Origin of the sequence: Pseudomonas sp. GV047, assembly GCF_003058245.1 — a bacterium.
GTDB classification, from domain to species: Bacteria; Pseudomonadota; Gammaproteobacteria; order Pseudomonadales; family Pseudomonadaceae; genus Aquipseudomonas; species Aquipseudomonas marginalis.
Window position 1 is genome coordinate 136,901 of record NZ_QCWA01000011.1, and the last position, 23,006, is coordinate 159,906.

Here is a 23,006-nt window from a genome sequence, read left to right on the forward strand (position 1 = left end):
ACAGGGCGAACGGACCCGTGCCGTTCGCCTAAGCTCTCTTCCTACAGCCTTTTCTAGAGATACCCCATGCTCAATAACGATCGCCTGCTGGTGCAAATCCTGCTGCTGGTGCTGTTTGGTGCCAGCTTCTGGGTGATGGCGCCGTTCTGGTCGGCGCTGTTCTGGGGCGCGGTGCTGGCGTTTGCCAGTTGGCCGTTGATGGTGCTGCTGACCCGTTGGCTGGGTGGCCGTGAATCCCTGGCCGCCGGCATCCTGACCTTGGGCTGGATGTTGCTGGTGGCGGTGCCGCTGGTATGGCTGGGGTTCAATCTCGCGGACCATGTGCGCGATGCCGTGGCGTTGATCAAGGATATTCAGGTCGATGGGCTGCCCGAGGCGCCAACCTGGTTGGCCGCGATTCCCTTTGTGGGGGAACGCCTGGTCGGCATGTGGAACAGCATCGACGAGCAGGGCGCGGCGCTGATGGTCAGCCTCAAGCCGTACCTGGGGCAGGTGGGTAACTGGCTATTGGCGCGCAGTGCGCAGATCGGCGGGGGCATCCTTGAGCTGACCCTGAGCCTGGTGTTCGTGTTCTTTTTTTATCGTGACGGGCCGCGTCTGGCGATGTTCGTGCATCGTTTGCTGGAACGCCTGATCGGTGACCGTGCCGGTTACTACATCGAACTGGTGGCCGGTACGGTGCAGCGTGTGGTCAACGGTGTGATCGGCACTGCCGCCGCCCAGGCCCTGCTGGCACTGATCGGCTTCCTGATCGCCGGCGTGCCGGGTGCGTTGGTGCTGGGGATCGTGACGTTCCTGCTCAGCCTGATCCCGATGGGCCCGCCGCTGGTATGGATCCCGGCCACGGCCTGGCTGGCGTGGAAAGGCGACTACACCTATGCGGTGTTCCTTGGCGTGTGGGGGACGTTCATCATCAGCGGCGTGGACAACGTGCTCAAGCCGTACCTGATCAGCCGTGGCGGCAACCTGCCGCTGGTGATCGTGTTGCTCGGGGTCTTCGGCGGCTTGATTGCCTTTGGCTTTATCGGCCTGTTTATCGGCCCGACCCTGCTGGCCGTGGCCTACAGCCTGTTGATGGATTGGAGCGCAACCCAGGCCCAGGTTCGACGTGAAGACAAGCCCCTTTAAGCCCTGGGCAACCACATCACGGCGGTCAAGCCGCCGCCTGGGGTCTCTTCCAGGCTCAGGCGGCCGCCCAGGCGTTCTGCCGCTTCCTTAGAGATGGTCATGCCCAGGCCGACGCCGCCGGAATTGCGGTTACGCGAGCCTTCCAGCCGGTAGAACGGTTCGAACACCGCCTCACGCTTATCGACCGCGATCCCCGGCCCGTGGTCGATCACACGGATGACCAGCGCTTCGCGGCTGTCCTCCAGCTCCACGCGGGCTGTGCCGGCATAACGCAAGGCGTTGTCGATCAGGTTGTTGAGGCATGAGCGCAGGGCCATCGGTTGCACCTGCAAGGGCAGGCAGCTGCCCGCACATTGCACATCGGAGCCCTGGTCCTGGGCGTTTTCACTCATGGACTCCACCAGCGCCTGCACATCCAGCCAATGCCGGGTTTCACTGGTGCGCTGTTCGTGCAGGTAGCTCAGGGTGGCGTCGAGCATGCCGATCATGTCGTTCAGGTCCTGGCGCATCTGGCCCTGCAGCCGGGTGTCCTCGATCTGCTCCAGGCGCAGCTTGAGGCGTGACAGCGGGGTGCGCAGGTCATGGGAGACGGCGCCGAGCATGCGCGCGCGTTGGCTGACCTGCTCGCGAATGCGCCTTTGCATCAGGTTGAAGGTCGAGGCGGCCTGCCGTGCTTCCCTCGGGCCGGATTCATCGAGGGGTGGGCTGTCGAGGTCCAGGCTCAAGCGTTCCGCCGCTTCACTCAGGCGCTGTATCGGCCGGCTCAGCAGTTTGGCACCGTACCAGGCCGCGATAATCAACGAGACGAATTGAAAGGTCAGGGGCACCACCGGGCCGCCAAACCAGGGGCGTGGGTGCTTGTCGCGCATCGGCGCCAGGGTCCCGTCCGGCTGCTCGATAAAACGCTCAGGAGGGGGCGGCGGCGGTTGGCCGTAGTGGTGAAACCAGAAGAACGCCAGCCCATGGGCCAGCACAATCGCCACCAGCAACACGCCGAACAGCCGACCGAACAGCGTGTTGAAGGGCGCGCGCATCAGCCAATATCCCGGGCGTCGAACAGGTAGCCTTCGCCGCGCACGGTCTTGATCAACTGCGGTGCCTTGGGGTCATCCCCGAGTTTTTGCCGCAGGCGTGACACCAGCAAGTCGATACTGCGATCAAAGGCCTCTATCGAGCGGCCACGGGCGGCATCAAGCAACTGCTCACGGCTCAGCACCCGGCGCGGGCGTTCGATAAACACCCATAACAGACGGAATTCCGCGTTGGACAGCGGCACCACCAGGCCATCGTCGGCCACCAATTGACGTAACACGCTGTTGAGGCGCCAGTTGTCGAAGCGGATATTCGCGCGCTGTTCGGTGCGGTCATCGCGCACGCGGCGCAGGATGGTCTGGATCCGCGCTACCAGTTCACGGGGTTCGAAGGGCTTGGACATATAGTCATCGGCCCCCAGTTCCAGGCCGATGATGCGGTCGGTGGGCTCGCAGCGGGCCGTGAGCATCAGGATCGGGATATCCGACTCGGCGCGCAGCCAGCGGCACAGGGTCAGGCCGTCTTCCCCCGGCAGCATCAGGTCGAGTACCACCACATCATAGGTTTCGGCTTGCATGGCCAGGCGCATCGCGGCGCCGTCGGTCACGCCGGTGGCGAGGATATTGAAGCGTGCCAGGTAGTCGATCAGCAATTCGCGGATCGGCACATCGTCGTCGACGATCAGCGCACGGGTGTTCCAGCGCTTGTCATCGGCGACCACCGCGCCTTTGGGCTCGTCGTTCAAGGGGACGGAAGGGGTATGCATAGTGCGATCATCTGCCTGGTTGTTGCGCTCAGCATAGGCGCCCAGCCCCATGGCTGGTAGTGCTGGTCGGTGGGTCGTGCGGGCGAGGCTAGCGGCAGGGCGTGTTGTGGGCATGTCATGAATGTATCAGCTTTGAAATAATCATCTGGAATGCCCGGCTGATGGCGGTTGGTCAGTATTTACCGATCATCGGATCCCGCAACGGCGCTGCTTGCGCTACAATCCGCGCCGATTTCGACTTGCCTGAGAGCCCATTCCAATGTCCGTCTGCCAGACTCCTATCATCGTCGCCCTGGATTACCCCACCCGTGACGCCGCACTGAAGCTGGCTGACCAGTTGGACCCCAGGCTTTGCCGGGTCAAGGTCGGCAAGGAACTGTTCACCAGCTGCGCCGCGGAAATCGTCGGCACCCTGCGTGACAAAGGCTTCGAGGTGTTCCTCGACCTGAAATTCCACGACATCCCCAACACCACCGCCATGGCGGTCAAGGCTGCGGCCGAGATGGGCGTGTGGATGGTCAACGTACACTGCTCCGGCGGCCTGCGCATGATGACCGCCTGCCGCGAAGTGCTGGAACAGCGCAACGGCCCCAAGCCGTTGCTGATCGGCGTGACCGTGCTGACCAGCATGGAGCGCGAGGACCTGGCTGGCATCGGCCTGGACATCGAGCCTCAGGAGCAGGTACTGCGCCTGGCCGCCCTGGCGCAGAAAGCCGGCCTTGATGGCCTGGTGTGCTCGGCGCTGGAAGCCCAGGCCTTGAAGACTGCCCATCCGTCGTTGCAACTGGTGACCCCGGGGATTCGTCCGGCGGGCAGTGCCCAGGACGACCAGCGCCGCATCCTGACCCCGCGCCAGGCACTGGACGCGGGTTCCGACTACCTGGTGATCGGCCGTCCGATCAGCCAGGCGGCGGATCCGGCCAAGGCGTTGGCGGCGGTAGTCGCCGAGATCGCCTGATCGATGCGCGTTCCCACGTTCGCGTGGGGACGCGCGGATCTGCCGTGTATCAGCTGACCTTGAGCACCAATTTGCCAAAGTTTTCGCCGTTGAACAGCTTCATCAGCGTCTCCGGGAACGTCTCCAACCCCTCGACGATATCCTCCTTGCTCTTGAGCTTGCCCTGGGCCATCCAGCCGGCCATTTCCTGCCCGGCGGCGGCAAAGTTCGCCGCGTGATCCATCACCACAAAGCCTTCCATCCGTGCGCGGTTGACCAGCAGTGAGAGGTAGTTGGCCGGGCCTTTCACCGCTTCCTTGTTGTTGTACTGGCTGATGGCCCCGCAAATCACCACGCGGGCTTTCAACGCCAGCCGGCTGAGCACCGCGTCAAGAATGTCGCCGCCGACGTTATCGAAATACACATCCACACCTTTAGGGCACTCGCGCTTGAGGGCGGCGGGCACGTCTTCGTTCTTGTAGTCGATGGCGGCGTCGAAGCCCAGTTCATCCACCAGGAACTTGCACTTGTCGGCACCGCCGGCAATGCCGACCACGCGGCAGCCTTTGAGCTTGGCGATCTGCCCGGCAATGCTGCCCACGGCACCGGCCGCGCCGGAGATCACCACGGTTTCACCGGCCTTGGGCGCGCCGGTGTCCAACAGCGCGAAGTAGGCGGTCATGCCGGTCATGCCCAGCGCAGACAGGTAACGGGGCAGGGGCGCCAGCTTGGGGTCGACCTTGTAGAAGCCGCGCGGCTCGCCCAGGAAGTAATCCTGCACGCCCAGGGCGCCATTCACGTAGTCGCCGACGGCGAATTTCGGGTTATTCGAGGCAATCACCTTGCCCACACCCAGCGCGCGCATGACCTCGCCGAGGCCTACGGGCGGAATGTAGGACTTGCCTTCATTCATCCAGCCACGCATGGCCGGGTCGAGGGACAGGTATTCGTTGCGCACCAGCACCTGCCCGTCCCCGGGGGTGCCCACCGGCACGACCTGGTAAGTGAAGGTTTCCCGCGTGGCCGCGCCGACCGGGCGTTTGGCGAGCAGGAATTGGCGGTTGGTCTGGGCGGTCATGGCAAGGACTCTTTAGAAGTGAAGCATGATTGATAGACCTTGGACGGCCTGGGGGCAAGGTCAGCCGAGGGTGCGAATGCTCATTGATAGGTGCCATTGATAGTGAGCCCGGTTGCTTTATCACCATGACTCATACGGCGCTAACCGGCCTTCTGATAGTGCTGACGTGTGCGTCTCGGCGTTGGCTAGACTCGTGCCACTGCCATTAATCCCAATAGGACATCCTCCATGAGCATGACGTTTTCCGGCCAGGTCGCCCTGGTGACTGGCGCCGCCGCCGGTATTGGTCGCGCCACTGCGCTGGCGTTCGCCGCCGAAGGCTTGAAGGTCGTGGTCGCCGACCTGGACGTAGCGGGCGGCGAGGGTACGGTCGCGCTGATCCACCAGGCCGGGGGCGAGGCGCTGTTCGTGCGCTGCAACGTCACCCAGGAGGCGGATGTGCAGCAGTTGATGGCACAGACCATCGGCGCCTATGGTCGCCTGGACTATGCGTTCAATAACGCCGGCATCGAGATCGAGAAGGGCAAGCTGGCGGACGGCAGCCTGGATGAGTTCGACGCGATCATGGGCGTCAACGTCAAGGGTGTGTGGTTGTGCATGAAGTACCAGTTGCCGCTGCTGCTGGCTCAGGGCGGCGGGGCGATCGTCAACACCGCGTCGGTGGCGGGGTTGGGCGCGGCGCCGAAGATGAGTATCTATGCAGCCTCCAAACATGCGGTGATCGGCCTGACCAAATCGGCGGCGATCGAGTACGCGAAGAAGAAAATCCGCGTCAATGCCGTCTGCCCGGCGGTGATCGATACCGATATGTTCCGGCGCGCCTATGAAGCCGACCCGCGCAAGGCCGAATTCGCCGCCGCCATGCACCCGGTCGGGCGTATCGGCAAGGTGGAGGAAATTGCCAGCGCAGTGCTGTACCTGTGCAGCGACGGAGCGGCGTTCACCACCGGCCACGCCTTGGCCGTGGACGGTGGCGCGACGGCTATCTAGGACCTGGCGCCGGCCCCTTGTTCGAAAACGTCTGGGGGCGCGTGGGGCTTTTCCAAAGCTGGCAAAACGCTGTGACCGAATATGTGTCAGTAGGTAAATAAGTCAATAAAATCAATAATTTAATAAATTTATGCGGCCGGCAACCTGCTGCTTCTGTGCTTAACTCTCCGGGTTGATAACAGACAGTTGAAGTGAGTGGCTCATGGATTTAGGGATCGATCGACAGGCCCTTGTACCGGTAGTGCAGCAAATCGTCAGTGCCGTGGTGCAATGGATTCGCAAGGACGGCGTGAGTCCCGGAACACGCTTGCCATCCGTCCGCCAGTTGGCCCTGGACAACCTGCTCAGCCAATCCAGTGTGATCGAAGCATTCGAACGGATGGTCGCCCAAGGGGTGCTGGCGCCCCGGCAGGGCTCGGGATTTGTGGTGGCCCAGCCGGCTGCCTGCCACGAAGGCAACTGGTATGAGGGGGCGGAGCGCGAGTGGGGCGCCTTTGCCGACAATCCGTTGGGCGAGTTGAAACTGGGCTGCGGCTGGTTGCCCGATGCCTGGCGCGAAAGCGATGACATCAGTTACGCGATTCGCGAAGTCACCCGCACCGACACGGCCGGCCTGTTCAACTACAGCACCCCTCTGGGTCTGCCTGCGCTGCGCGAGCAACTGCTCAAGCGCCTGACCCAGATTCACATCGCCACCAGCCTGGAGCGCATCCTGACCACCGCAGGTGCCAGCCATGCCCAGGACCTGCTGATACGTACGCTGCTCAAGGCCGGCGACAGCGTGGTGGTCGAAACCCCCGGGTATGCCAATCTCTACCGGCAGCTGGCGTTCCAGGGCGTGAAACTGCTGGAAGTACCGCGTACCCGAGGCGGCCCCGACCTCCCGGCACTTGAAGCGCTGCTGCAGCACCATCATCCCAAGTGCCTGTTCATCCACAGCCTTTATCACAACCCCACGGGCACCAGCCTGTGCCGGCTGGTGGCCGAGCGCTTGCTGGAACTGGCACACCGCAAGAACTTCCTGATCATCGAGGAAGATGTCTACGGCGACCTGCAACAGGCCAGTTGCACGCGGCTTTCGGCATTGCCCCATGATGATCGGGTGATCTACGTCGCGAGTTTTTCCAAGACCCTGAGCAGCGCCTTGCGTGTGGGCTACCTCTGCGCCAGCAGTGCAATCATCGCGCAACTGGCCAGCCTTAAGACTTTGACCGGTTTCGGCACCTCCCGGTTTGCTGAAGCGGTGGTCGCGACGTTGCTGGCCAATGGCACGTATCGCAAGTGGGTGCAGCGCCTGCGCAAGCGGTTGAGCAGTGAAATGGCCGTGACCCTGCAAGTGCTGGAGGACGAAGAGTGGGAGGTGTTCGCCGTACCCACCGGCGGTATGTTCCTGTGGGCACGCCCGGGGACGGCGCAGCCTTCGCGGTTGCAGGCGTGCGCCCGGCAGTTGGGGGTGTTGTTGTCGCCTGGGGCGTTGTTCAGTCCCACCGGCGGGCACAGTGAGTGGCTACGCCTTAATGTCGCCTATGCTACTGATCAACGTGCCTTGGCGTTGTTCCGTGCGATGGGGCCCGCCAGATCGACCTCGACCATTCTGAAAACGACGAGCGTGTAGCTTTTTGCCATTATTGTGGCGCCAGTGCCTTGTGCTCAGTGCCTTTTGGTTGCGAATCTCGTTGCTTGTCCATCGGACTTGATGGCGTCCGCCATTGCAAGAGGATTCAAGTGCAATGATTTCAGGCGTGCAACGACGTTTCGCCAACCTGGGTATGGCGAAAAAACTGGGCTTGGGCTTCACCCTGGTGCTGCTGCTGACGGCGTTGGTCGCGGCTATCGGCGTGTGGTCCCTGCAAACCGTTGGCCAGCGTTTTGAAGGCCTCAAGGCCATGTCGTCGCTTAACAGCGGCTTGCTCAAGGTGCGCCTGATCGAGCAGGACTACGCGCTGCACGCCGACCCCAAGGCCGTCGACGCCTTGCATGAAAGTCTTGATGCCCTGGCGGCCCAGGCGGCCGGCCTCAAGGCCCAGTCTGCGGCGAATGTGCCGGTGATGACCGAGGTCGAGCAGGCCCTCGCAGCCTACCGTAAGGCGTTCGATGAGTTTGTCGAGCTGACGCAGACCAAGGACCTGGCGCTGGAAATGGCCAGTTGGTCGGTGTCCAGCGTGGCGAATAACCTGGATGTATTGCAGGCCGGGCTGGCGGACGACGGCGCCTATGGCCTCAAGGAAAGCCAAGGTAAGGAGGGCGCCGAGTTTATCGAGCAGGCAGGCCAGATCAGTCAGGTTTCCCGCTTGATGTTGCAGGCCATGAACGAAGCCCATGTGCGCCTGGACCAGAGCCGCAAGGCGGATGCAGACGACGCCGAGCAAGGCAAGATCGAGCAGGCCGACCAGGCCCTGGCCCAGGTCGAGCAACTGAAAACGTCGGTCAAGGACCCTGGTTATCAGACGGTGCTCAACGAAGTTTCCGGGCATATCGCCGCCTTCAGCGAAAAGCTGGGGGAATACACCGGCCTGCTGGCTCAGGAAAAAGTCGTCTACAAACAACTGCATGATCGAGCTGACCAGGTCGTCAGCCGGGTCAACCAGGCCTATGACGCTGAAGACCTGTCGATGCAGGCGCAACTGAAGAAAAGCGCGATGTTGATCATTGGCTCGTCGGCCCTGGCCTTGCTGGTGGGGTTGATTGCGGCCTGGGTGATTACCCGCTTGATCGTCGCGCCGCTGCGCAGTGTGATCGCGGTAGCCCGACAGATTGCCGCCGGGGATCTGAGCGGGCGCATGGAGGTCAGTCGTCGTGATGAAATCGGCCAGTTGATGCAGGCGATGCAGCAGATGAGCAGCGGCCTAAGCCAGATGGTCAGCGGCCTGCAGGCCGGTATCGAACAATTGGCCAGCTCGGCGCAGTCGCTGTCCAGCGTGACCGAGCAGACCAACGTCGAGGTGAGCAGCCAAAAGGAGGAAACCGAGCAGGTTGCCACTGCGATGAACCAGATGACCGCCACTGTGCACGATGTGGCGCGCAACGCCGAAGAGGCCGCGCAAGCCGCGCAGACGGCGGACGAGAAGGTCGACAGTGGCCAACAGGTGGTGCGCCAGAGTTTGCAGCGCATCGAGCTGCTGGCCACTTCCAGTACCCGCGCAAGCACCAGCATCGAGAGCCTCAGTGCCGAAATCCAGCATATCGGCACCGTGCTGGGCGTGATCAAAAGCGTTGCCGAACAGACCAACCTGCTGGCCTTGAACGCCGCCATCGAAGCTGCCCGCGCCGGTGAACAGGGCCGAGGTTTTGCGGTCGTGGCCGATGAAGTCCGGGCACTGGCCAAGCGCACCCAGCAATCGACCGAAGAAATCGAGCGGCTCGTCAGTACCTTGCGCAGCGCGGCGCAATCATCGGTGCAGCAGATCCAGCAAAGTGGCGAACTGGTCAAGCTGGCGGTCAGCGATGCGCTGGAAACCGAAAGTGCCCTGGGCAGCATTGCGGTAGCGGTGTCGTTGATCCAGCAGATGAATCAGCAGATTGCCGCTGCGGCTGAGGAGCAGAGCTCGGTGGCCGAAGAGATCAACCGCAGTGTCACCAGTATTCGTGCGAGTGCCGATCAATCGGCGTTGAGCATGCAGGGCAATGCGGCGTCGAGCATCCAACTGGCGCAGTTGGGGGCGGAGCTCAAGGGGATGGTGGGGCACTTCCGCCTTTGATCGCCGCCCCGAGGCGGCGATCGAAGGGGGGCGATCAGGCGTGGTTGGCGAGGAAGGTCAGCAGCGCTTCGTTGACGAAATCCGGGTTCTCCCGGCTGGAGATATGCCCGGCGTCTGGAATCAGGATCAGGGCACAGCCAATCAGCTCGGCCATTTCCTCGGATTCGGCGGGTGGCCGAGGCTTGTCCTGTTCGCCACACATCACCAAGGTGGTATCGGCGTCCAACTGCGGTAGTTGTTCCAACACATCTTCGCGGCTGAAGATCAATCGACCCAGGGGGACGATGCTGTGCAGCAGGCGTTCCCGGGGAAAGTCCTGCAGTGACTTGCGAAAATCCTGGTAGAGCGCCGATTCGCGGTCGATGTCGGGGCGAAAGAAGATCGGCGCGATCACATCCAGCAACGGCTCAGGAATGGCGCCGGCGTCTTCAATCATCTTGAACAACGAGAAGTAATACTGGCGCGTGGCCTCTGGCTCGGCACCGAGGTAGGTGTCCATCAGCACCAGGCTGTTGATCCGCTCGGGGGCCTGCAACGCCAGGCGTGCGCCCCACATGCCGCCCACCGACAGGCCTGCCAGGTTGATCTGTGCGATCTCCAAATGGTCAAGCAGGGCCAGGGCCTGGCGCGCAAGGTCGTCGAGGGTGTGGGTGGGGGTGGGGAGTTGGCCCGATTCGCCGTGGCCCCACAGTTCGGGCACGATGACCCGGTACTGTTGCGACAGGGCTTCGATCTGCGGGGCCCACATGTCGCGGTCCCACAGGTAGCTTGAACCGAGCAGGACGACAGGGCCGGTGCCCTGGTCGACGTAATGCAGCGGTTGTCCATCAATGACGGCGATAGGCATAGCGGGCCTCTGACTTCACGGAGTGAGGGGCACTTTTTTACGCTAGTCGGGGGCGGGGCGATAGATGCAAATTGATGGCATGTTGGGGCGAGCGGGCAGCCCGCTCACCCCAGGGGAGTGGGCAGATCAGTCGTAGATGACTTTCTTTTTCCACTCGGCATCGGCGTCGACTTCTTTCATGCCTTCGGTCAATTCGTTGACTTCCTCCGCCGCCTGTTTGCTGTTAGCCAGGACGGTCGAGTTGGCGCGGGCCAGTTGACCTTCCAGCAATTGCAGCTGTGCACTGTAGAGCACCGGTTCAGGCTGCTTGCGCAGGTACTGCACGCCACGTTCGAAGGCCAGGCGCGCCTGGCCAGGCTGGCCCTGCTGCAAGGCGTGCTGGCCGAGGTTGTTGAAGAACTCGATGTGCAACAGCACCAGGATATGGCGGATTTCCTTGATCCAGTGCTTGGCTTCGTTGGTCGGCAGGAACCCGTCCTGGGCGGCGCGGGTGACCTGGCCATGCAGGGCTTCCAGCAGGAAGCGCACGTCCTTGGCCTTGGCTTCGGTCTGGATCGGCGCCGGCGGGTTGTTCACCGGGATGGACTCGCCCTGGGCCACCAGCGTGTTCAGCTCGGTGATACGGGCCTTGAGCGGTGCACTGGTCTTGTTGAGGTTCAACAGGCGTTGATTGACGTTGAGCTCCAGGCGGGCCAGTAAGAGCTTGAGCGCCGGGGTCATCAGTTGGCCAGGGAAGGTCTCGGTGATCTCACCGCAACGGCGCAGGCGATCATTAAGCTCGATCTCGGTGCGCTTCTTTTCCAGCTTGTTGTTTTCCACCACGTGGTTCATGTAGCCAATGGCGATCAGTATTACGATCCCGGCTATTACCAGCAGGGTGATCATGAGTGGTGTCACCGGTGTGACCTCTTTGATAGGGTTTACAGTGGAGTGTAGTGACTGGGCTTGTCGACGGATAGGACTGATCGACCAGTTACCCAGGTAGTTCTTCTATATAAGTAGCCGCTCCCTGCGTAGATGCACATTGCCATCACTTGCTGGAACGAACTATAGCGCCTTGTCGGACGCCAGAATATAGGCGTCAAGGCCTGGACGGGCAGAATGCCCTGCGCGGGTCGGTAAACACGGGCGAAGTCATTGATTTAAATAAATTTATCCTTGGGGGTTGACGACCTTTCAATCCATCCATAGAATGCGCGCCACTTACAGCGTAAAGCACACAGCGAAACGCGGTAGGGAGTGAATGTTGTACGTGTGTCCCCTTCGTCTAGTGGCCTAGGACACCGCCCTTTCACGGCGGTAACAGGGGTTCGAGTCCCCTAGGGGACGCCATATGCGGGAATAGCTCAGTTGGTAGAGCACGACCTTGCCAAGGTCGGGGTCGCGAGTTCGAGTCTCGTTTCCCGCTCCAATTTACAAGCAGTGTGGCTTTCGGGCGGCACTGAGTGAAACCAGGACCAAGTCTTCGGACGAGGCCTCTGGGCACTGAAATACACACCATGTGTTTCAGTAGCGTGTCCCCTTCGTCTAGTGGCCTAGGACACCGCCCTTTCACGGCGGTAACAGGGGTTCGAGTCCCCTAGGGGACGCCATTTGCGGGAATAGCTCAGTTGGTAGAGCACGACCTTGCCAAGGTCGGGGTCGCGAGTTCGAGTCTCGTTTCCCGCTCCATATTCAACAAAAACGCCGATCAGTGATGATCGGCGTTTTTGTTTGTGCGTTATTTGTTCATCTGCCTGAACCTGTCATCTTCCTGGCTCAGATCCTGGCGTGTTCGAGATATAGTCTGGCGTTTGAGTTCAAGGAGCACGCGTGATGGCAGAAACTTCTCAATCGTCCGGTGAAACCAAGGTCGCCCCATTGGGTATCAGCGCCTTGGAAAAAGCATGGGATTTCCATTGGGCAATGCGCTTTGTCAGCGTTGTGCTGTTTCTTGATATCGCTTTGCTAATCCATACCCGGACGCCCTTGGTGGAATGGACGACCAGCAGCGACGCATTGCTTGCTGACTTGGGATTCCTGGCGGTCACCGCTGCCTCTTTTGCGCTGGTGGTGTCTTTCGTTCTGCCGCTGTTGACGGAAATCGTTCGTGGGATCGGCACAAGGTTGCGAATGGCCTTTCCAAAGCTCTTGGGTGATGCCTATACACCTCCTTCAAGGGGGAGCGGTTATGTGTGGGCCAACGACCTTCTGGACCTGGCACTGAAGGAAAACAGTGATTTCCTGCTTAGCTGGTATCAGCGGCATGTGCAGTTGCGAGAACAGCACCGGTTGATGATGAACAAAGTAGCGCACTTGGTGTTTGGTTGTTTGGTGCTGTCCGTCGTGGATTGGGCGGTGCCATATTTTGGATTCGGCACTGGTTCGCTGATTTTCTCGGCCATGCATGTACTGGGTGATACGGGGCTGTTTCTGGCCAGCATGGTCGTGGTAGCGGGCGGGGTAATGTTGGCGTCGGCATGGTTTGCCATCGAGTCTTCCCTGTATATCTACTACCCACCCCTGGACATGTTGCAGCGGGAGCAGGAGCGCAAGCGATACCTGGGCGCATGAAGAACCTGAATAAAAATGCCGATCATCACTGACCGGCGTTTTTTTGCGCACACTTCAATCGCTGTCAGAGCTTCGGCAACTGTCCGATACGCCCCATCATTTCGGTGACGATCTGCAGATCCAGCAAGAACTGGTCGACCGTCTTGAACTCATTGTCGGTGTGCCCGGTGTACTTCACTTCCGGCCGCGCCAGGCCGAATTGCACGCCATTGGGCAGTTCATGCACGGACGTCGCGCCGGCTGAGGTGCCGAATTTGTGCTCCATGCCCAGGTTTTCGCTGGCCACGGCCAACAAGGCCTTCACCCACTCACCTTCCGGGTTGCGGTACATCGGTTCGGCGACCGAGTAAGTGAAGTCCACATTGACTTTGGTTTGCTTGTCCCAGGCGCTCAACTTGTCCGAAATCTCGGCTTTCAGTTTATCCGGCGATTTGCCCTTTGGTACACGCAGGTTCACCGCCAGCTTGAAGGCTTTGTCATCCAGGCCGACAAAGGTCAGCGAGGTGGTCAGCGGCCCCATGAAATCATCGGAGAAACCCACGCCCAATTTGCCGCCCAGATAATCCAGGCCCCAGTTGTCCGAGGCATAACGGGCCGCGTCGGTGATGTGGTTGTGCTTGAGGGCGATCTTGCCGTCGATGCTGTGGATCAGCTCCAGCATGCGCGACACCGGGTTGATGCCGGATTCGGGCTCGGAGGAGTGCGCGGAAACCCCGGTCACTGTCAGCTTGACCTCTTTGCCAACCACCTTGGCTGTCACTTCGAAATCACCGCCGTTGCGTTTGGCATACTCCGTACCGGCTTTTTGCAGGCTGGCGGCCAGTTCGGCCGGCGTGTCGCTGATCAACGTGGCAACCGAGGCCGAGGGAATCTGGTTGGTGGCCATGCCGCCGGTCATCGCAATGATTTCCGCGCCTTTGCCTTCCCCTTTGCGGCGCGGGAAGGTGGCCATGACAGTGCCATAACCTTTTTCGGCAATCACCACCGGGTAGCCGCCATCCAGCGCCAGGTTGTACTGTGGCGTCGGGTTGCGTTCGAAGTAATAGGGGATCGCGTCGCCGGAAGTTTCTTCGGTGGTGTCCACCAGCAGCTTGAAGTTTCGTGCCAGCGGCAACTTTTCTTCCTTGATCACCTTCATGGCGTACATCGCCACCACGATGCCGTTTTTGTCATCCTCGGTGCCACGGCCATACATGCGGTCGCCGATCAGCGTGACCTTGAACGGGTCGAGCCTGGTGCCGTCTTTCAACACCCAGTTCTCCGGCGTCACCGGCACCACGTCGGCGTGGGCGTGGATACCTACCACTTCGTCGCCGCTGCCTGCCAGGGAAATCTCGTACACGCGGTTGTCGATGTTACGGAAGTTCAGGTTGAAGGTCTTGGCCAGGGCCTGGATCTTGTCGGCAATCCGGATGAATTCCGGATTTTTGTACTGCGGCACGCCGTCCACGTTGAAGGTCGGGATTTCTACCAGTTCGCGCAGGGTATCTAAGGTGGCCTTGCCGTATTTCACTCGGGTGTAAATACCCAGCAGGCGGTGGATCTCGTTCTGCTGGTCGGCACTCAGGGTTTTGTTATCGAGGAAGGCACCGATCGCCGGGCCTACGTCGTCGGCCTTGCCCAGGTCGCCTTTGGCCAGGGTGCCGAGGAAACCACGGAAATCCGTGACCGACGTTTCGCTGAAGCTCTTCAGGATCGCCGTGCTTTGCTCTGGGGTGATGTTGGCAAAGGCAGGCGTGGTCATCATCGAAAGGCTGGTCGCGAACAGGGTGGCAGCCGCCAATTGCTTGAGTCGAAAGTGCATGGTCAGGGGCATTCCTTTGCAAAGGGAAATAGGGGATTCCTGATCAACGTGTCAGAAATATTTCGACACACTACCACTGCCAAGGTGTGCCCGGGAGGCCACTGGGAGGCTTATCTAAAAACTCGATATCACCCTCGACCCCGTGCTTTAGTCCAGGCTGTAACGCACCGACAACGCGCCCTTTTTCTCCGAAAGCGCCAGGATCGTTACCTGACCCAACTCGCCCAGCGTTTGCACATGGGTACCGCCGCAAGCGTAGGTGGGCAGATCACCGAAGCCCACTTCGCGGGTGCCGTCGTCCAGGGCCATATGGCGCGGATAGTCGGCGGCGATCCATTGGTTGATCTGCTGTTGAATGATCTCGGCGTCCATGGCTTGCGCGGTTTCGCCACGGATAAAAGTGATCTTGCCTTCACCTGGCCAGTGGTGCGCCTTGATCGGCAGCCAGCCCAGGGTTTCGCCGGCGTTGCCGATCAAATGCCCGGCGGAGTGCAGGCGGGTGTGCAGGGTTCGGCGCGGTTCGTCGACTCGCGCGGTGATGGGGCCCGGTTCCACCGGTTGGTTGACATAGTGCACCACGCGATCGGTTTCCTGGGTGACTCGCAGCACCTGGCTGTCGCCCAGCCAGCCGGTATCGAACGGCTGGCCACCGCCTTGGGGATGAAAAATCGTCGATTGCAAAACGACCGCAAACTGGCCCTCGCAGGGGGTGCAACTGAGTACTTCAAGCTCGGCGGTCAGGTGGTCATGGGTGAAAAACAGGCGCTCGGTCATTTTCTACATCCGCATCAGGGTTCTGCGGGGAGTATAAATAGTGCGTGGATAGGTGATAATCCACTCAATTATCAATGGACCTGTGCGTCATGAGCATCAATCTTCCTTTGCCGCTGCTGGGCGAAATGGCGATTTTCGTCAAGGTAGTGGAGACCGGCAGCTTCTCCGAAGCGGCGCGGCAGTTGAGCGTTTCGCCGTCGGCAGTGAGCCGTAGCATCTCGCGTCTGGAGAAGGCCCTGGCAACCCGCTTGTTGCAACGCACCACGCGCAAATTGCGCCTGAGTGAAGCCGGTGAGGAGGTCTTCAAACGCTGCCAGGAGATGGTCAGCGCGGCGCGCTCAGTGATGGAAATCAGCGGCCAGTTCGCCCACGAGGCCGAGGGCCTGGTGCGGGTCAGTGTGCCGAAGGCGGTCGGGCGGTTTGTGGTGCACCCGCATATGCCGGAGTTCCTGCGGCGTTATCCCAAGGTGGATGTGCAACTGATCCTTGAAGACCGGCATGTAGACCTGATCGACGACAATGTCGACCTGAGCATTCGCATCACCGACAGTCCGCCACCGGGGCTGGTCGGGCGACAGCTATTGCCCATCGAGCACTTGCTGTGCGCGACACCGCAGTACCTGGCCGAGCATGGCACGCCGAGTCATCCCCATGATTTGCTGGAGCACAGTTGTATCTACCTGGGGGAAACACCGGGTGACTCGCGCTGGAAATTCCGCCAGGGCGGCAAGGCGGTGACGGTTGGCGTGCGTGGACGTTATGCGGCGAACCACACCGGCGTTCGGCTGGATGCGGTGTTGCAGCACGTGGGAATTGGCAGCTTGCCCTATTTCACCGCGCGTCATGCGTTGGAGGAGGGGCGTTTGGTACAGGTGCTGCCCGGGTGGGACTTTATTGCGTCCTACCATGGCGAGGCGTGGTTGTTGCATTCGCCCACGCGCTACCTGCCGCCGAAGCTGCGGGTGTTTATCGATTATCTGGTGGAGTGCATGGCGAGGGAGCCGACATTGCGCCGGCGATAGGCGCGGTCGAAAATGTGGGAGGAGGGCTTGCTCCCTCCCGCATTCAGTTGTGCAGTGTCTTGAACAATCAGTGTTTGCTTTGGTCCTGCGGCATGGCCAGCAGTTGCTTTTCCTGGTTCCAGTCGAACGGTTCGTCGTTTTGTTCGGCTTCAAAGCGACGCTCTTCCAGGGCCTGGTACAGGTCCAGTTCTTCGTCGGGCATGAAGTGCAGGCAATCGCCGCCGAAGAACCACAGCAGGTCGCGCGGGACCAGGTGGGCGATCTGCGGGTAGCGCAGGATGACCTGACTCATCAGGTCCTGGCCCAGGTACTGGCTTTCGATCGGGTCGATCGGCAGCAGTGCGCGCAGTTCGTCGAAGCGCTCCAGGAACAGGGTGTGGCTTTCCTCGGGCACCTGTTCGGCTTCGCCGACGGCAACCAGGATGCTGCGCAGGTGGTCGAGCAAGACGAGATGATCGGCAACGACGTTGGACACGAGATAAGTCCTCTAAAGCAAAAACGGGCGCGAGAGTATATGCCTCTCGCGCCCGTTTTTATATGACCGCCGGACTCAGCGGACTTTACCTTCAGCGTGTACCAGCTCTTCCTTGCTGAAATCATCCACGTCGATCACCTTGCGCCGTGCCGCTTCGGCGTCACGCAAGGTTTGCGCTTCCGCCGGTTGCAGCACACCGGCATGCAGCGCGGCGTCGATGGCATGCTCGCCGGCAGTCGGTTTGACCTGGCCGCTTTTGAGCGCGGCATGCAGTTTTTTCTGCAGCGGGTGGCTGGCACCCAGCAGGTCGTAGGCGTGTTGCAGCGCGCCCACCGGATCGTCTGCCGATTGTGGGCGGTAGCAACCAGCCAGCAATTCTTCCAGGGTCGGATCGCCTTTGGCGCGCCCAATCACCGCGGCCACTTCCGCATCCAGCGCATCGGACGGACCGGTATGGCGACGCCCGAACGGGAACACAATCACCCGCAGCAGGCAGCCCAGCACTTTATTCGGGAAGTTGGTCAACAGTTCATCCAGCGCACGCTCGGACTCGCCGAGGCTTTCTTCCATGGCCCAGGCGAACAGCGGTTCCAGGTGATCCGGCGAATCCAGGTCGTGGTAACGCTTGAGTGCCGCCGATGCCAGGTACATGTGGCTCAGTACGTCACCGAGGCGTGCCGACAGGCGTTCGCGGCGTTTCAACTCGCCACCCAGCAGCATCATGCTCAGGTCCGCCAGCAGCGCGAACGCGGCAGCCTGGCGGTTCAATGCGCGGAAATAACCCTGGCTCAAACGGTTGCCCGGGGCTTTCTCGAAATGCCCCACGCCGAGGTTCAGCACCAGGGTGCTGGCGGCATTGCTCACGGCAAAACCAATGTGTTGCATCAGCAGCCCGTCGAACTCCTTCAGCGCCTGATCGTGGTCCTCACGACCGGCCAACGCCATTTCCTTGAGCACGAACGGATGGCAGCGGATGGCACCCTGGCCGAAGATCATCAGGTTGCGCGAGAGGATATTCGCGCCTTCCACGGTGATGAAGATCGGCGCGCCCTGCCAGCTGCGGCCCAGGTAGTTGTTCGGGCCCATGATGATGCCCTTGCCGCCGTGTACGTCCATGGCGTGGCTGATGCACTCGCGGCCGCGTTCGGTCAGGTGGTACTTGAGGATCGCCGACAGCACCGAGGGTTTTTCCCCAAGGTCCACGGCATTGGCGGTGAGCATGCGTGCGCTGTCCATCAGCCAGGCGTTGCCGCCGATGCGCGCCAGGGCTTCCTGGATACCTTCGAAGGCTGACAGCGGTACGTTGAACTGCTCGCGCACCTGGGCGTACTGGCCGGTGACCAGGCTGGTGAACTTGGCAGCGCCGGTGCCCACGGCGGGCAGGGAGATCGAACGGCCGACCGACAGGCAGTTCATCAGCATCATCCAGCCTTTGCCGAGCATTTCCTGGCCGCCGATGAGGTATTCCAAGGGGATGAACACGTCCTTGCCGGAGTTCGGACCGTTCATGAACGCGGCGCCGAGGGGCAGGTGGCGACGGCCGATTTCCACACCGGCGGTGTTGGTAGGGATCAGTGCGAGGCTGATACCCAGGTCTTCTTCTTCACCCAGCAGGTGGTCGGGGTCATGGGCCTTGAAGGCCAGGCCCAGCAGGGTCGCGACCGGGCCAAGGGTGATGTAGCGTTTTTCCCAGTTCAGGCGCAGGCCGAGGGTTTCCTTGCCTTCCCATTCGCCTTTGCAGATCACCCCCGTGTCAGGCATGGCGCCGGCATCGGAACCGGCCAGCGGGCCGGTGAGGGCGAAGCAGGGGATGTCATCGCCACGCGCCAGGCGCGGCAGGTAGTGGTTGCGTTGTTCGTCGGTGCCGTAATGCAACAGCAATTCGGCCGGGCCGAGGGAGTTGGGCACCATCACGGTGGAGGCGAGGTCGCCGCTGCGGGTGGCGAGTTTCATCGCGACCTGGGAGTGGGCATAAGCGGAGAAGCCCTTGCCGCCATATTCCTTGGGAATGATCAGGGCGAAGAAACCGTGGGTCTTGATGTGCTCCCACGCGGCCGGCGGCAGGTCCATGGCCTGGCCGATTTCCCAGTCGCTGACCATGGCGCAGAGTTCTTCGGTGGGGCCGTCGATAAAGGCCTGTTCTTCCTCGGTCAGTTGGACCTTGGGGTAGGCCAGCAATTTGTCCCAGTCGGGACGACCGCTGAACAGTTCGCCGTCCCACCACACGGTGCCGGCGTCGATGGCGTCGCGCTCGGTCTCGGACATCGGCGGCAGGACTTTCTGGAACCAGCTGAACAGCGGCTTGGTGAAGTATTGGCGGCGCAGGTCCGGCAGCAGCAAGGGCGCGGCCACCACAGCGATCAATACCCAGAAAATCAGCAGCAGCCAACCCGGTGCATGGCTCCAGGCGCCCATCGCCAGCAGGTAAACGGCGACCACGCCCAGGGCGGGCAGGGGGGCGACGCGGCGATGTGCCAGGTAGGCAATGCCGACCACCAGAACCAGTATCCACAACAACAGCATATTCAATCCTCCGTGAAACCAGGGGCGAAACCACCAGGGAGCTTAGTCGGCATCCGAACAAGCGGGGTGATCAGGGTGTTACAAGTTGTACTGGGAACACCTGGCATCAGGCGCCGACATTTGGCCGAATCGTCGTTATCTCCGTGGCGGACCTGTCGTTAAACTCCAGGCTTCCTTCGGAGATCTAACTCATGGATACGTACCTGAGCCCCAGCCGCTTCATCGATAGTGACCACCCTGCGGTGGTGGAGTTCGCCGAAAAACACCGCGGCTCCAGCGCGAATTTACGTGACCAGGCGGTCAGTCTCTATTACGCCGTGCGTGAGGCGATTCGCTACAACCCCTACACCTTCAGCCGCGACCCCGGCAGCCTCAGCGCCAGCTTTGCCCTGGCCGCCGGCGAAAGCTATTGCGTGCCCAAGGCCACCTTGCTCGCCGCCTGCGCTCGCCACTGCGGCATCCCGGCGCGCATCGGTCTTGCGGATGTGCGCAATCATCTGTCGACACCGCGCCTGATCGCGTTGCTCAAAAGCGATGTGTTCGCGATGCACGGCTACACCGAGCTTTACCTGGATGGCCGCTGGGTTAAGGCGACGCCGGCGTTCAACCGCCAACTGTGTGAGGTGTTCGACGTGCCACCACTGGACTTCGACGGGATCAACGACAGCGTGTTCCATGCATTCAACCGCCAGGGGCAGCGCTCGATGGAGTACGTGGTGGACCATGGGCAGTTTCCCGATGTGCCCGAGGATTTCTTCTTCGCCCATCTGGAGAAATGTTACCCGCACCTGTTTGCCGAACAGATGCCGGCCTTGTTGGGCGACATGCAGAGCGATTTGAGCCGCGGGTGAACCGGCGTATGCTGCTGCGTTCATCCAGCCATGTTCATCAACAAAAAGGCGCGGTCATGCTGAAAATCTGGGGTCGTAAAAATTCATCAAACGTCAGGAAAGCACTGTGGTGCGCCGAGGAACTCGGCCTGGACTATGAGGCAATTGATGCGGGCGGGGCTTTTGGCGTGGTGGACACGCCGCAATACCGGGCATTGAACCCGAATGGCCGGGTGCCGATGATCGAGGATGGCGACTTTGTGCTGTGGGAGTCCAACACCATCGTGCGCTACCTCTGCGCCAAACACGCGTCGGGGTTATACCCGAGCGACCTGCAGGCGCGTGCCAGCGCCGAGAAATGGATGGACTGGACCACCTCGACCCTCGCCGAGCCGTTCAAGGCCGTGTTCTGGGGCGTTGTGCGCACCCCGGCGGAGAAGCAGGACTGGGGCAGCATCAACGCCGGGCGTCAGGCCTGTATCGATGCACTGAGTACCGTTGACGATGCATTGGCCGAGCAGCCTTACCTGTCGGGCGAGACCTTCGGCATGGGTGATATTCCCCTCGGCTGCTTTATCTACGCCTGGTTCGAGATGCCCATCGAGCGCCCTGCGATGCCCCATCTGGAGGCCTGGTACCAGCGCCTGCAACAGCGCCCGGCCTACCGCAAGGCGGTCATGACCGCGTTGACTTAATACTGACTATTAATACAGGTGACTGTACTTGTGCGGCTCGGGCAAGCACCATGCCTGTCATGCGCCGCCGTTGAACTACGTGCGCTGCGCCCTCATCTACTCTTTCTATTCCCTTCTTTGGTGCGTATTCCGATATGAGTTCCGCTCTGTCCATCCGGCAGCTAACCAAAACCTACGGCAACGGTTTCCAGGCCCTGAGTGGTATCGATCTGGACGTTGCTGAAGGTGACTTCTTCGCCTTGCTCGGCCCCAACGGCGCCGGCAAATCCACCACCATCGGTATCCTCTCCACTCTGGTCAACAAGACCAGCGGCACGGTGAATATCTTCGGCCACGACCTGGACAAATCCCCGGCGGCGCTCAAGCGTTCCATCGGCGTGGTGCCCCAGGAATTCAACTTCAACCAGTTTGAAAAGACTTTCGACATTGTCGTGACCCAGGCTGGTTACTACGGCATCCCGGCGAAAGTTGCCAAGGAGCGCGCCGAGCAATACCTGACCCAGTTGGGCCTGTGGGACAAGCGCGACGTGCCGTCCCGGTCGCTGTCCGGCGGCATGAAGCGTCGCCTGATGATTGCCCGCGCACTGGTGCATGAACCGCGCCTGTTGATCCTCGATGAGCCCACCGCCGGCGTGGATATCGAACTGCGTCGCTCGATGTGGACCTTCCTCACCGAGCTGAACGAGAAGGGCATCACCATCATCCTCACCACCCATTACCTGGAAGAGGCTGAGCAGCTGTGCCGCAACATCGGCATCATCGACCACGGCACCATCGTCGAGAACACCAGCATGCGTAACCTGCTGGGCCAACTGCATGTGGAAACCTTCCTGCTCGACCTGAAGAACAACCTGTCGGCACCACCGCAACTGCTCGGCTACCCCAGCCGCCTGGTGGACAGCCATACCCTGGAAGTCCAGGTGGATAAAGCCATGGGCATCACTGCGTTGTTCACCCAGTTGGCGGCGCAGAACATCGACGTGCTGAGCCTGCGTAATAAAACCAATCGCCTTGAGGAGTTGTTCGTGTCCCTGGTGGAGAAAAATCTGACGAAGGTGGCGGTATGAGTTCTGAGCTGCAGCCCAACCTTGTCGCACTGCAGACCATCGTCTACCGCGAAGTGAAGCGCTTTACCCGGATCTGGCCGCAGACCCTGCTGCCGCCGGCGATCACCATGGTGTTGTACTTCGTGATCTTCGGTAACCTGATCGGCCGGCAGATCGGCGACATGGGTGGTTTCACCTATATGGAGTACATCGTGCCGGGCCTGATCATGATGTCGGTGATCACCAACTCCTATGGCAACGTGGTCTCCAGTTTCTTCGGCAGCAAGTTCCAGCGCTCCATCGAAGAGCTGATGGTCTCGCCGGTGTCGCCCCACACCATCCTGATCGGCTACACCTTGGGTGGCGTACTGCGCGGCTTGATGGTGGGTGTGATCGTGACGCTGCTGTCGCTGTTCTTCACCCACCTGCAGGTGCATCACCTCGGCGTCACCATTCTGGTGGTGGTGTTGACGGCGACGATCTTCTCGCTGCTGGGGTTTATCAACGCCGTATTTGCACGCAATTTCGATGACATCTCGATCATCCCGACCTTCGTGCTGACGCCGCTGACCTACCTGGGCGGGGTGTTCTACTCCATCACCTTGCTACCGCCGTTCTGGCAGACCGTGTCGCTGGCCAACCCGGTGCTGCACATGGTCAACGCCTTCCGCTACGGCATCCTGGGCGTGTCGGATATCAAGATCAGCGTGGCGATCACCTTCATGCTGGTGGCGACTGTGGTGTTGTATATCGGTTGCGCGAAGCTGCTGGTGAGCGGGCGCGGGATGCGTACCTGATAAAGCGCGGT

20 protein-coding genes, 4 tRNA genes and 1 pseudogene are annotated in these 23,006 nt (G+C 61.0%); 16 read left to right on the plus strand and 9 right to left on the minus strand.

The window, feature by feature from the left end; all coding sequences use genetic code 11:
* Nucleotides 1-66 precede the first annotated feature (66 nt).
* On the plus strand, nt 67-1,128 hold the full coding sequence (locus C8K58_RS24830) for an AI-2E family transporter (protein ID WP_027607081.1): 1,062 nt from the start codon (nt 67-69) through the stop codon (nt 1,126-1,128).
* Here the strand turns inward: C8K58_RS24830 and C8K58_RS24835 are convergent.
* Nucleotides 1,125-2,162 (minus strand): HAMP domain-containing sensor histidine kinase, encoded by a 1,038-nt coding sequence (locus C8K58_RS24835; RefSeq protein WP_027607082.1) that lies wholly within the window; start codon nt 2,160-2,162, stop codon nt 1,125-1,127. The two genes, C8K58_RS24830 and C8K58_RS24835, sit on opposite strands and share 4 nt — an antisense overlap.
* On the minus strand, nt 2,162-2,926 hold the full coding sequence (locus C8K58_RS24840; RefSeq protein WP_027607083.1) for a response regulator: 765 nt from the start codon (nt 2,924-2,926) through the stop codon (nt 2,162-2,164). The genes C8K58_RS24835 and C8K58_RS24840 overlap by 1 nt, the downstream gene beginning before the upstream one ends.
* A 259-nt stretch (nt 2,927-3,185) precedes the next feature.
* Between C8K58_RS24840 and pyrF the strand changes: the two genes are divergently transcribed.
* Nucleotides 3,186-3,884: an orotidine-5'-phosphate decarboxylase gene (gene pyrF, locus C8K58_RS24845; RefSeq protein WP_027607084.1), complete on the plus strand. Its 699-nt coding sequence runs from the start codon at nt 3,186-3,188 to the stop codon at nt 3,882-3,884.
* Between the two features lie 49 nt (nt 3,885-3,933).
* Here the strand turns inward: pyrF and C8K58_RS24850 are convergent, their stop codons facing one another.
* The gene (locus C8K58_RS24850; protein WP_027607085.1) at nt 3,934-4,941 is read right to left on the minus strand and encodes an NADP-dependent oxidoreductase; all 1,008 of its coding nucleotides are present in this window, start codon (nt 4,939-4,941) and stop codon (nt 3,934-3,936) included.
* 228 nt (nt 4,942-5,169) lie between these two features.
* Between C8K58_RS24850 and C8K58_RS24855 the strand changes: the two genes are divergently transcribed.
* From C8K58_RS24855 to C8K58_RS33165, 4 genes and pseudogenes are all read left to right on the plus strand, one after another.
* Nucleotides 5,170-5,931 carry an SDR family oxidoreductase gene (locus C8K58_RS24855; RefSeq protein WP_027607086.1) on the plus strand — a complete coding sequence of 254 codons (762 nt, stop codon included), beginning with the start codon at nt 5,170-5,172 and terminating at the stop codon, nt 5,929-5,931.
* A 202-nt stretch (nt 5,932-6,133) separates the two neighbouring features.
* Entirely contained in the window at nt 6,134-7,546 is a 1,413-nt protein-coding gene (locus C8K58_RS24860; RefSeq protein WP_027607087.1) for a PLP-dependent aminotransferase family protein, read from the plus strand.
* Nucleotides 7,547-8,570: 1,024 nt separating this feature from the next.
* Nucleotides 8,571-8,723 (plus strand): annotated as a pseudogene (locus tag C8K58_RS33160) (HAMP domain-containing protein); the annotation flags it as partial.
* Between the two features lie 201 nt (nt 8,724-8,924).
* Nucleotides 8,925-9,629 (plus strand): methyl-accepting chemotaxis protein, encoded by a 705-nt coding sequence (locus C8K58_RS33165; RefSeq protein ID WP_371263386.1) that lies wholly within the window; start codon nt 8,925-8,927, stop codon nt 9,627-9,629.
* 34 nt (nt 9,630-9,663) lie between these two features.
* On the opposite strand, the gene C8K58_RS24870 is transcribed toward C8K58_RS33165, so the two are convergent.
* Together C8K58_RS24870 and C8K58_RS24875 are read right to left on the minus strand one after the other, a co-directional pair.
* A complete protein-coding gene (locus C8K58_RS24870) occupies nt 9,664-10,476 on the minus strand; it encodes an alpha/beta fold hydrolase (RefSeq protein WP_027607089.1) in 813 nt (270 codons plus the stop codon).
* Between the two features lie 126 nt (nt 10,477-10,602).
* Nucleotides 10,603-11,373: a hypothetical protein gene (locus tag C8K58_RS24875; protein ID WP_027607090.1), complete on the minus strand. Its 771-nt coding sequence runs from the start codon at nt 11,371-11,373 to the stop codon at nt 10,603-10,605.
* 359 nt (nt 11,374-11,732) lie between these two features.
* Here C8K58_RS24875 and C8K58_RS24880 point away from each other — a divergent pair.
* The 5 genes from C8K58_RS24880 to C8K58_RS24900 all read left to right on the plus strand — a co-directional run bounded on the left by C8K58_RS24880 (nt 11,733) and on the right by C8K58_RS24900 (nt 13,029).
* A tRNA-Glu gene (locus C8K58_RS24880) sits at nt 11,733-11,808 on the plus strand.
* A 3-nt stretch (nt 11,809-11,811) separates the two neighbouring features.
* Nucleotides 11,812-11,887, plus strand: a tRNA-Gly gene (locus C8K58_RS24885).
* Between the two features lie 105 nt (nt 11,888-11,992).
* Nucleotides 11,993-12,068: transfer RNA gene (locus tag C8K58_RS24890), tRNA-Glu, on the plus strand.
* A gap of 3 nt (nt 12,069-12,071) precedes the next feature.
* Nucleotides 12,072-12,147 (plus strand) — tRNA-Gly (locus C8K58_RS24895).
* A gap of 144 nt (nt 12,148-12,291) precedes the next feature.
* Entirely contained in the window at nt 12,292-13,029 is a 738-nt protein-coding gene (locus C8K58_RS24900; RefSeq protein WP_027607091.1) for a hypothetical protein, read from the plus strand.
* Nucleotides 13,030-13,093: 64 nt separating this feature from the next.
* Here C8K58_RS24900 and C8K58_RS24905 read toward each other — a convergent pair whose 3' ends face one another.
* Both C8K58_RS24905 and C8K58_RS24910 read right to left on the minus strand, forming a co-directional pair.
* Nucleotides 13,094-14,833 (minus strand): dipeptidase, encoded by a 1,740-nt coding sequence (locus C8K58_RS24905; protein ID WP_108574550.1) that lies wholly within the window; start codon nt 14,831-14,833, stop codon nt 13,094-13,096.
* 147 nt (nt 14,834-14,980) lie between these two features.
* Nucleotides 14,981-15,607, minus strand: coding sequence for a hypothetical protein (locus C8K58_RS24910; RefSeq protein WP_098480063.1), 627 nt, complete (start codon nt 15,605-15,607; stop codon nt 14,981-14,983).
* An 89-nt stretch (nt 15,608-15,696) separates the two neighbouring features.
* Between C8K58_RS24910 and C8K58_RS24915 the strand changes: the two genes are divergently transcribed.
* On the plus strand, nt 15,697-16,629 hold the full coding sequence (locus tag C8K58_RS24915; RefSeq protein WP_092358551.1) for a LysR family transcriptional regulator: 933 nt from the start codon (nt 15,697-15,699) through the stop codon (nt 16,627-16,629).
* Nucleotides 16,630-16,696: 67 nt separating this feature from the next.
* Here the strand turns inward: C8K58_RS24915 and C8K58_RS24920 are convergent, their stop codons facing one another.
* Together C8K58_RS24920 and C8K58_RS24925 are read right to left on the minus strand one after the other, a co-directional pair.
* Complete coding sequence (locus C8K58_RS24920; protein WP_010567536.1) at nt 16,697-17,104, minus strand: PA2817 family protein; 408 nt, start codon at nt 17,102-17,104, stop codon at nt 16,697-16,699.
* A gap of 75 nt (nt 17,105-17,179) precedes the next feature.
* Entirely contained in the window at nt 17,180-19,627 is a 2,448-nt protein-coding gene (locus C8K58_RS24925; protein WP_108574511.1) for an acyl-CoA dehydrogenase, read from the minus strand.
* Nucleotides 19,628-19,818: 191 nt separating this feature from the next.
* Here C8K58_RS24925 and C8K58_RS24930 point away from each other — a divergent pair, with 191 nt between their 5' ends.
* The 4 genes from C8K58_RS24930 to C8K58_RS24945 all read left to right on the plus strand — a co-directional run bounded on the left by C8K58_RS24930 (nt 19,819) and on the right by C8K58_RS24945 (nt 22,995).
* On the plus strand, nt 19,819-20,478 hold the full coding sequence (locus C8K58_RS24930; RefSeq protein WP_027607096.1) for a transglutaminase family protein: 660 nt from the start codon (nt 19,819-19,821) through the stop codon (nt 20,476-20,478).
* Between the two features lie 56 nt (nt 20,479-20,534).
* Nucleotides 20,535-21,152: a glutathione S-transferase family protein gene (locus C8K58_RS24935; RefSeq protein ID WP_027607097.1), complete on the plus strand. Its 618-nt coding sequence runs from the start codon at nt 20,535-20,537 to the stop codon at nt 21,150-21,152.
* 134 nt (nt 21,153-21,286) lie between these two features.
* Nucleotides 21,287-22,219, plus strand: coding sequence for an ABC transporter ATP-binding protein (locus C8K58_RS24940; RefSeq protein ID WP_027607098.1), 933 nt, complete (start codon nt 21,287-21,289; stop codon nt 22,217-22,219).
* Nucleotides 22,216-22,995, plus strand: coding sequence for an ABC transporter permease (locus C8K58_RS24945; RefSeq protein ID WP_012723134.1), 780 nt, complete (start codon nt 22,216-22,218; stop codon nt 22,993-22,995). The genes C8K58_RS24940 and C8K58_RS24945 overlap by 4 nt, the downstream gene beginning before the upstream one ends.
* The last annotated feature ends 11 nt before the right edge of the window (nt 22,996-23,006 follow it).

Bases quoted from the DNA above. Each gene is read 5' to 3' on its own strand.
- C8K58_RS24840 (WP_027607083.1), bottom strand. From the start codon at position 2,926: ATGCATACCCCTTCCGTCCCCTTGAACGACGAGCCCAAAGGCGCGGTG.
- C8K58_RS24870 (WP_027607089.1), bottom strand. From the start codon at position 10,476: ATGCCTATCGCCGTCATTGATGGACAACCGCTGCATTACGTCGACCAG.
- C8K58_RS24930 (WP_027607096.1), top strand. From the start codon at position 19,819: ATGGATACGTACCTGAGCCCCAGCCGCTTCATCGATAGTGACCACCCT.
- C8K58_RS24925 (WP_108574511.1), bottom strand. From the start codon at position 19,627: ATGCTGTTGTTGTGGATACTGGTTCTGGTGGTCGGCATTGCCTACCTG.
- C8K58_RS24900 (WP_027607091.1), top strand. From the start codon at position 12,292: ATGGCAGAAACTTCTCAATCGTCCGGTGAAACCAAGGTCGCCCCATTG.
- C8K58_RS24860 (WP_027607087.1), top strand. From the start codon at position 6,134: ATGGATTTAGGGATCGATCGACAGGCCCTTGTACCGGTAGTGCAGCAA.
- C8K58_RS24855 (WP_027607086.1), top strand. From the start codon at position 5,170: ATGAGCATGACGTTTTCCGGCCAGGTCGCCCTGGTGACTGGCGCCGCC.
- pyrF (WP_027607084.1), top strand. From the start codon at position 3,186: ATGTCCGTCTGCCAGACTCCTATCATCGTCGCCCTGGATTACCCCACC.
- C8K58_RS24850 (WP_027607085.1), bottom strand. From the start codon at position 4,941: ATGACCGCCCAGACCAACCGCCAATTCCTGCTCGCCAAACGCCCGGTC.
- C8K58_RS24905 (WP_108574550.1), bottom strand. From the start codon at position 14,833: ATGCACTTTCGACTCAAGCAATTGGCGGCTGCCACCCTGTTCGCGACC.
- C8K58_RS24910 (WP_098480063.1), bottom strand. From the start codon at position 15,607: ATGACCGAGCGCCTGTTTTTCACCCATGACCACCTGACCGCCGAGCTT.
- C8K58_RS24935 (WP_027607097.1), top strand. From the start codon at position 20,535: ATGCTGAAAATCTGGGGTCGTAAAAATTCATCAAACGTCAGGAAAGCA.
- C8K58_RS33165 (WP_371263386.1), top strand. From the start codon at position 8,925: ATGACCGCCACTGTGCACGATGTGGCGCGCAACGCCGAAGAGGCCGCG.
- C8K58_RS24945 (WP_012723134.1), top strand. From the start codon at position 22,216: ATGAGTTCTGAGCTGCAGCCCAACCTTGTCGCACTGCAGACCATCGTC.
- C8K58_RS24915 (WP_092358551.1), top strand. From the start codon at position 15,697: ATGAGCATCAATCTTCCTTTGCCGCTGCTGGGCGAAATGGCGATTTTC.
- C8K58_RS24940 (WP_027607098.1), top strand. From the start codon at position 21,287: ATGAGTTCCGCTCTGTCCATCCGGCAGCTAACCAAAACCTACGGCAAC.
- C8K58_RS24830 (WP_027607081.1), top strand. From the start codon at position 67: ATGCTCAATAACGATCGCCTGCTGGTGCAAATCCTGCTGCTGGTGCTG.
- C8K58_RS24835 (WP_027607082.1), bottom strand. From the start codon at position 2,162: ATGCGCGCGCCCTTCAACACGCTGTTCGGTCGGCTGTTCGGCGTGTTG.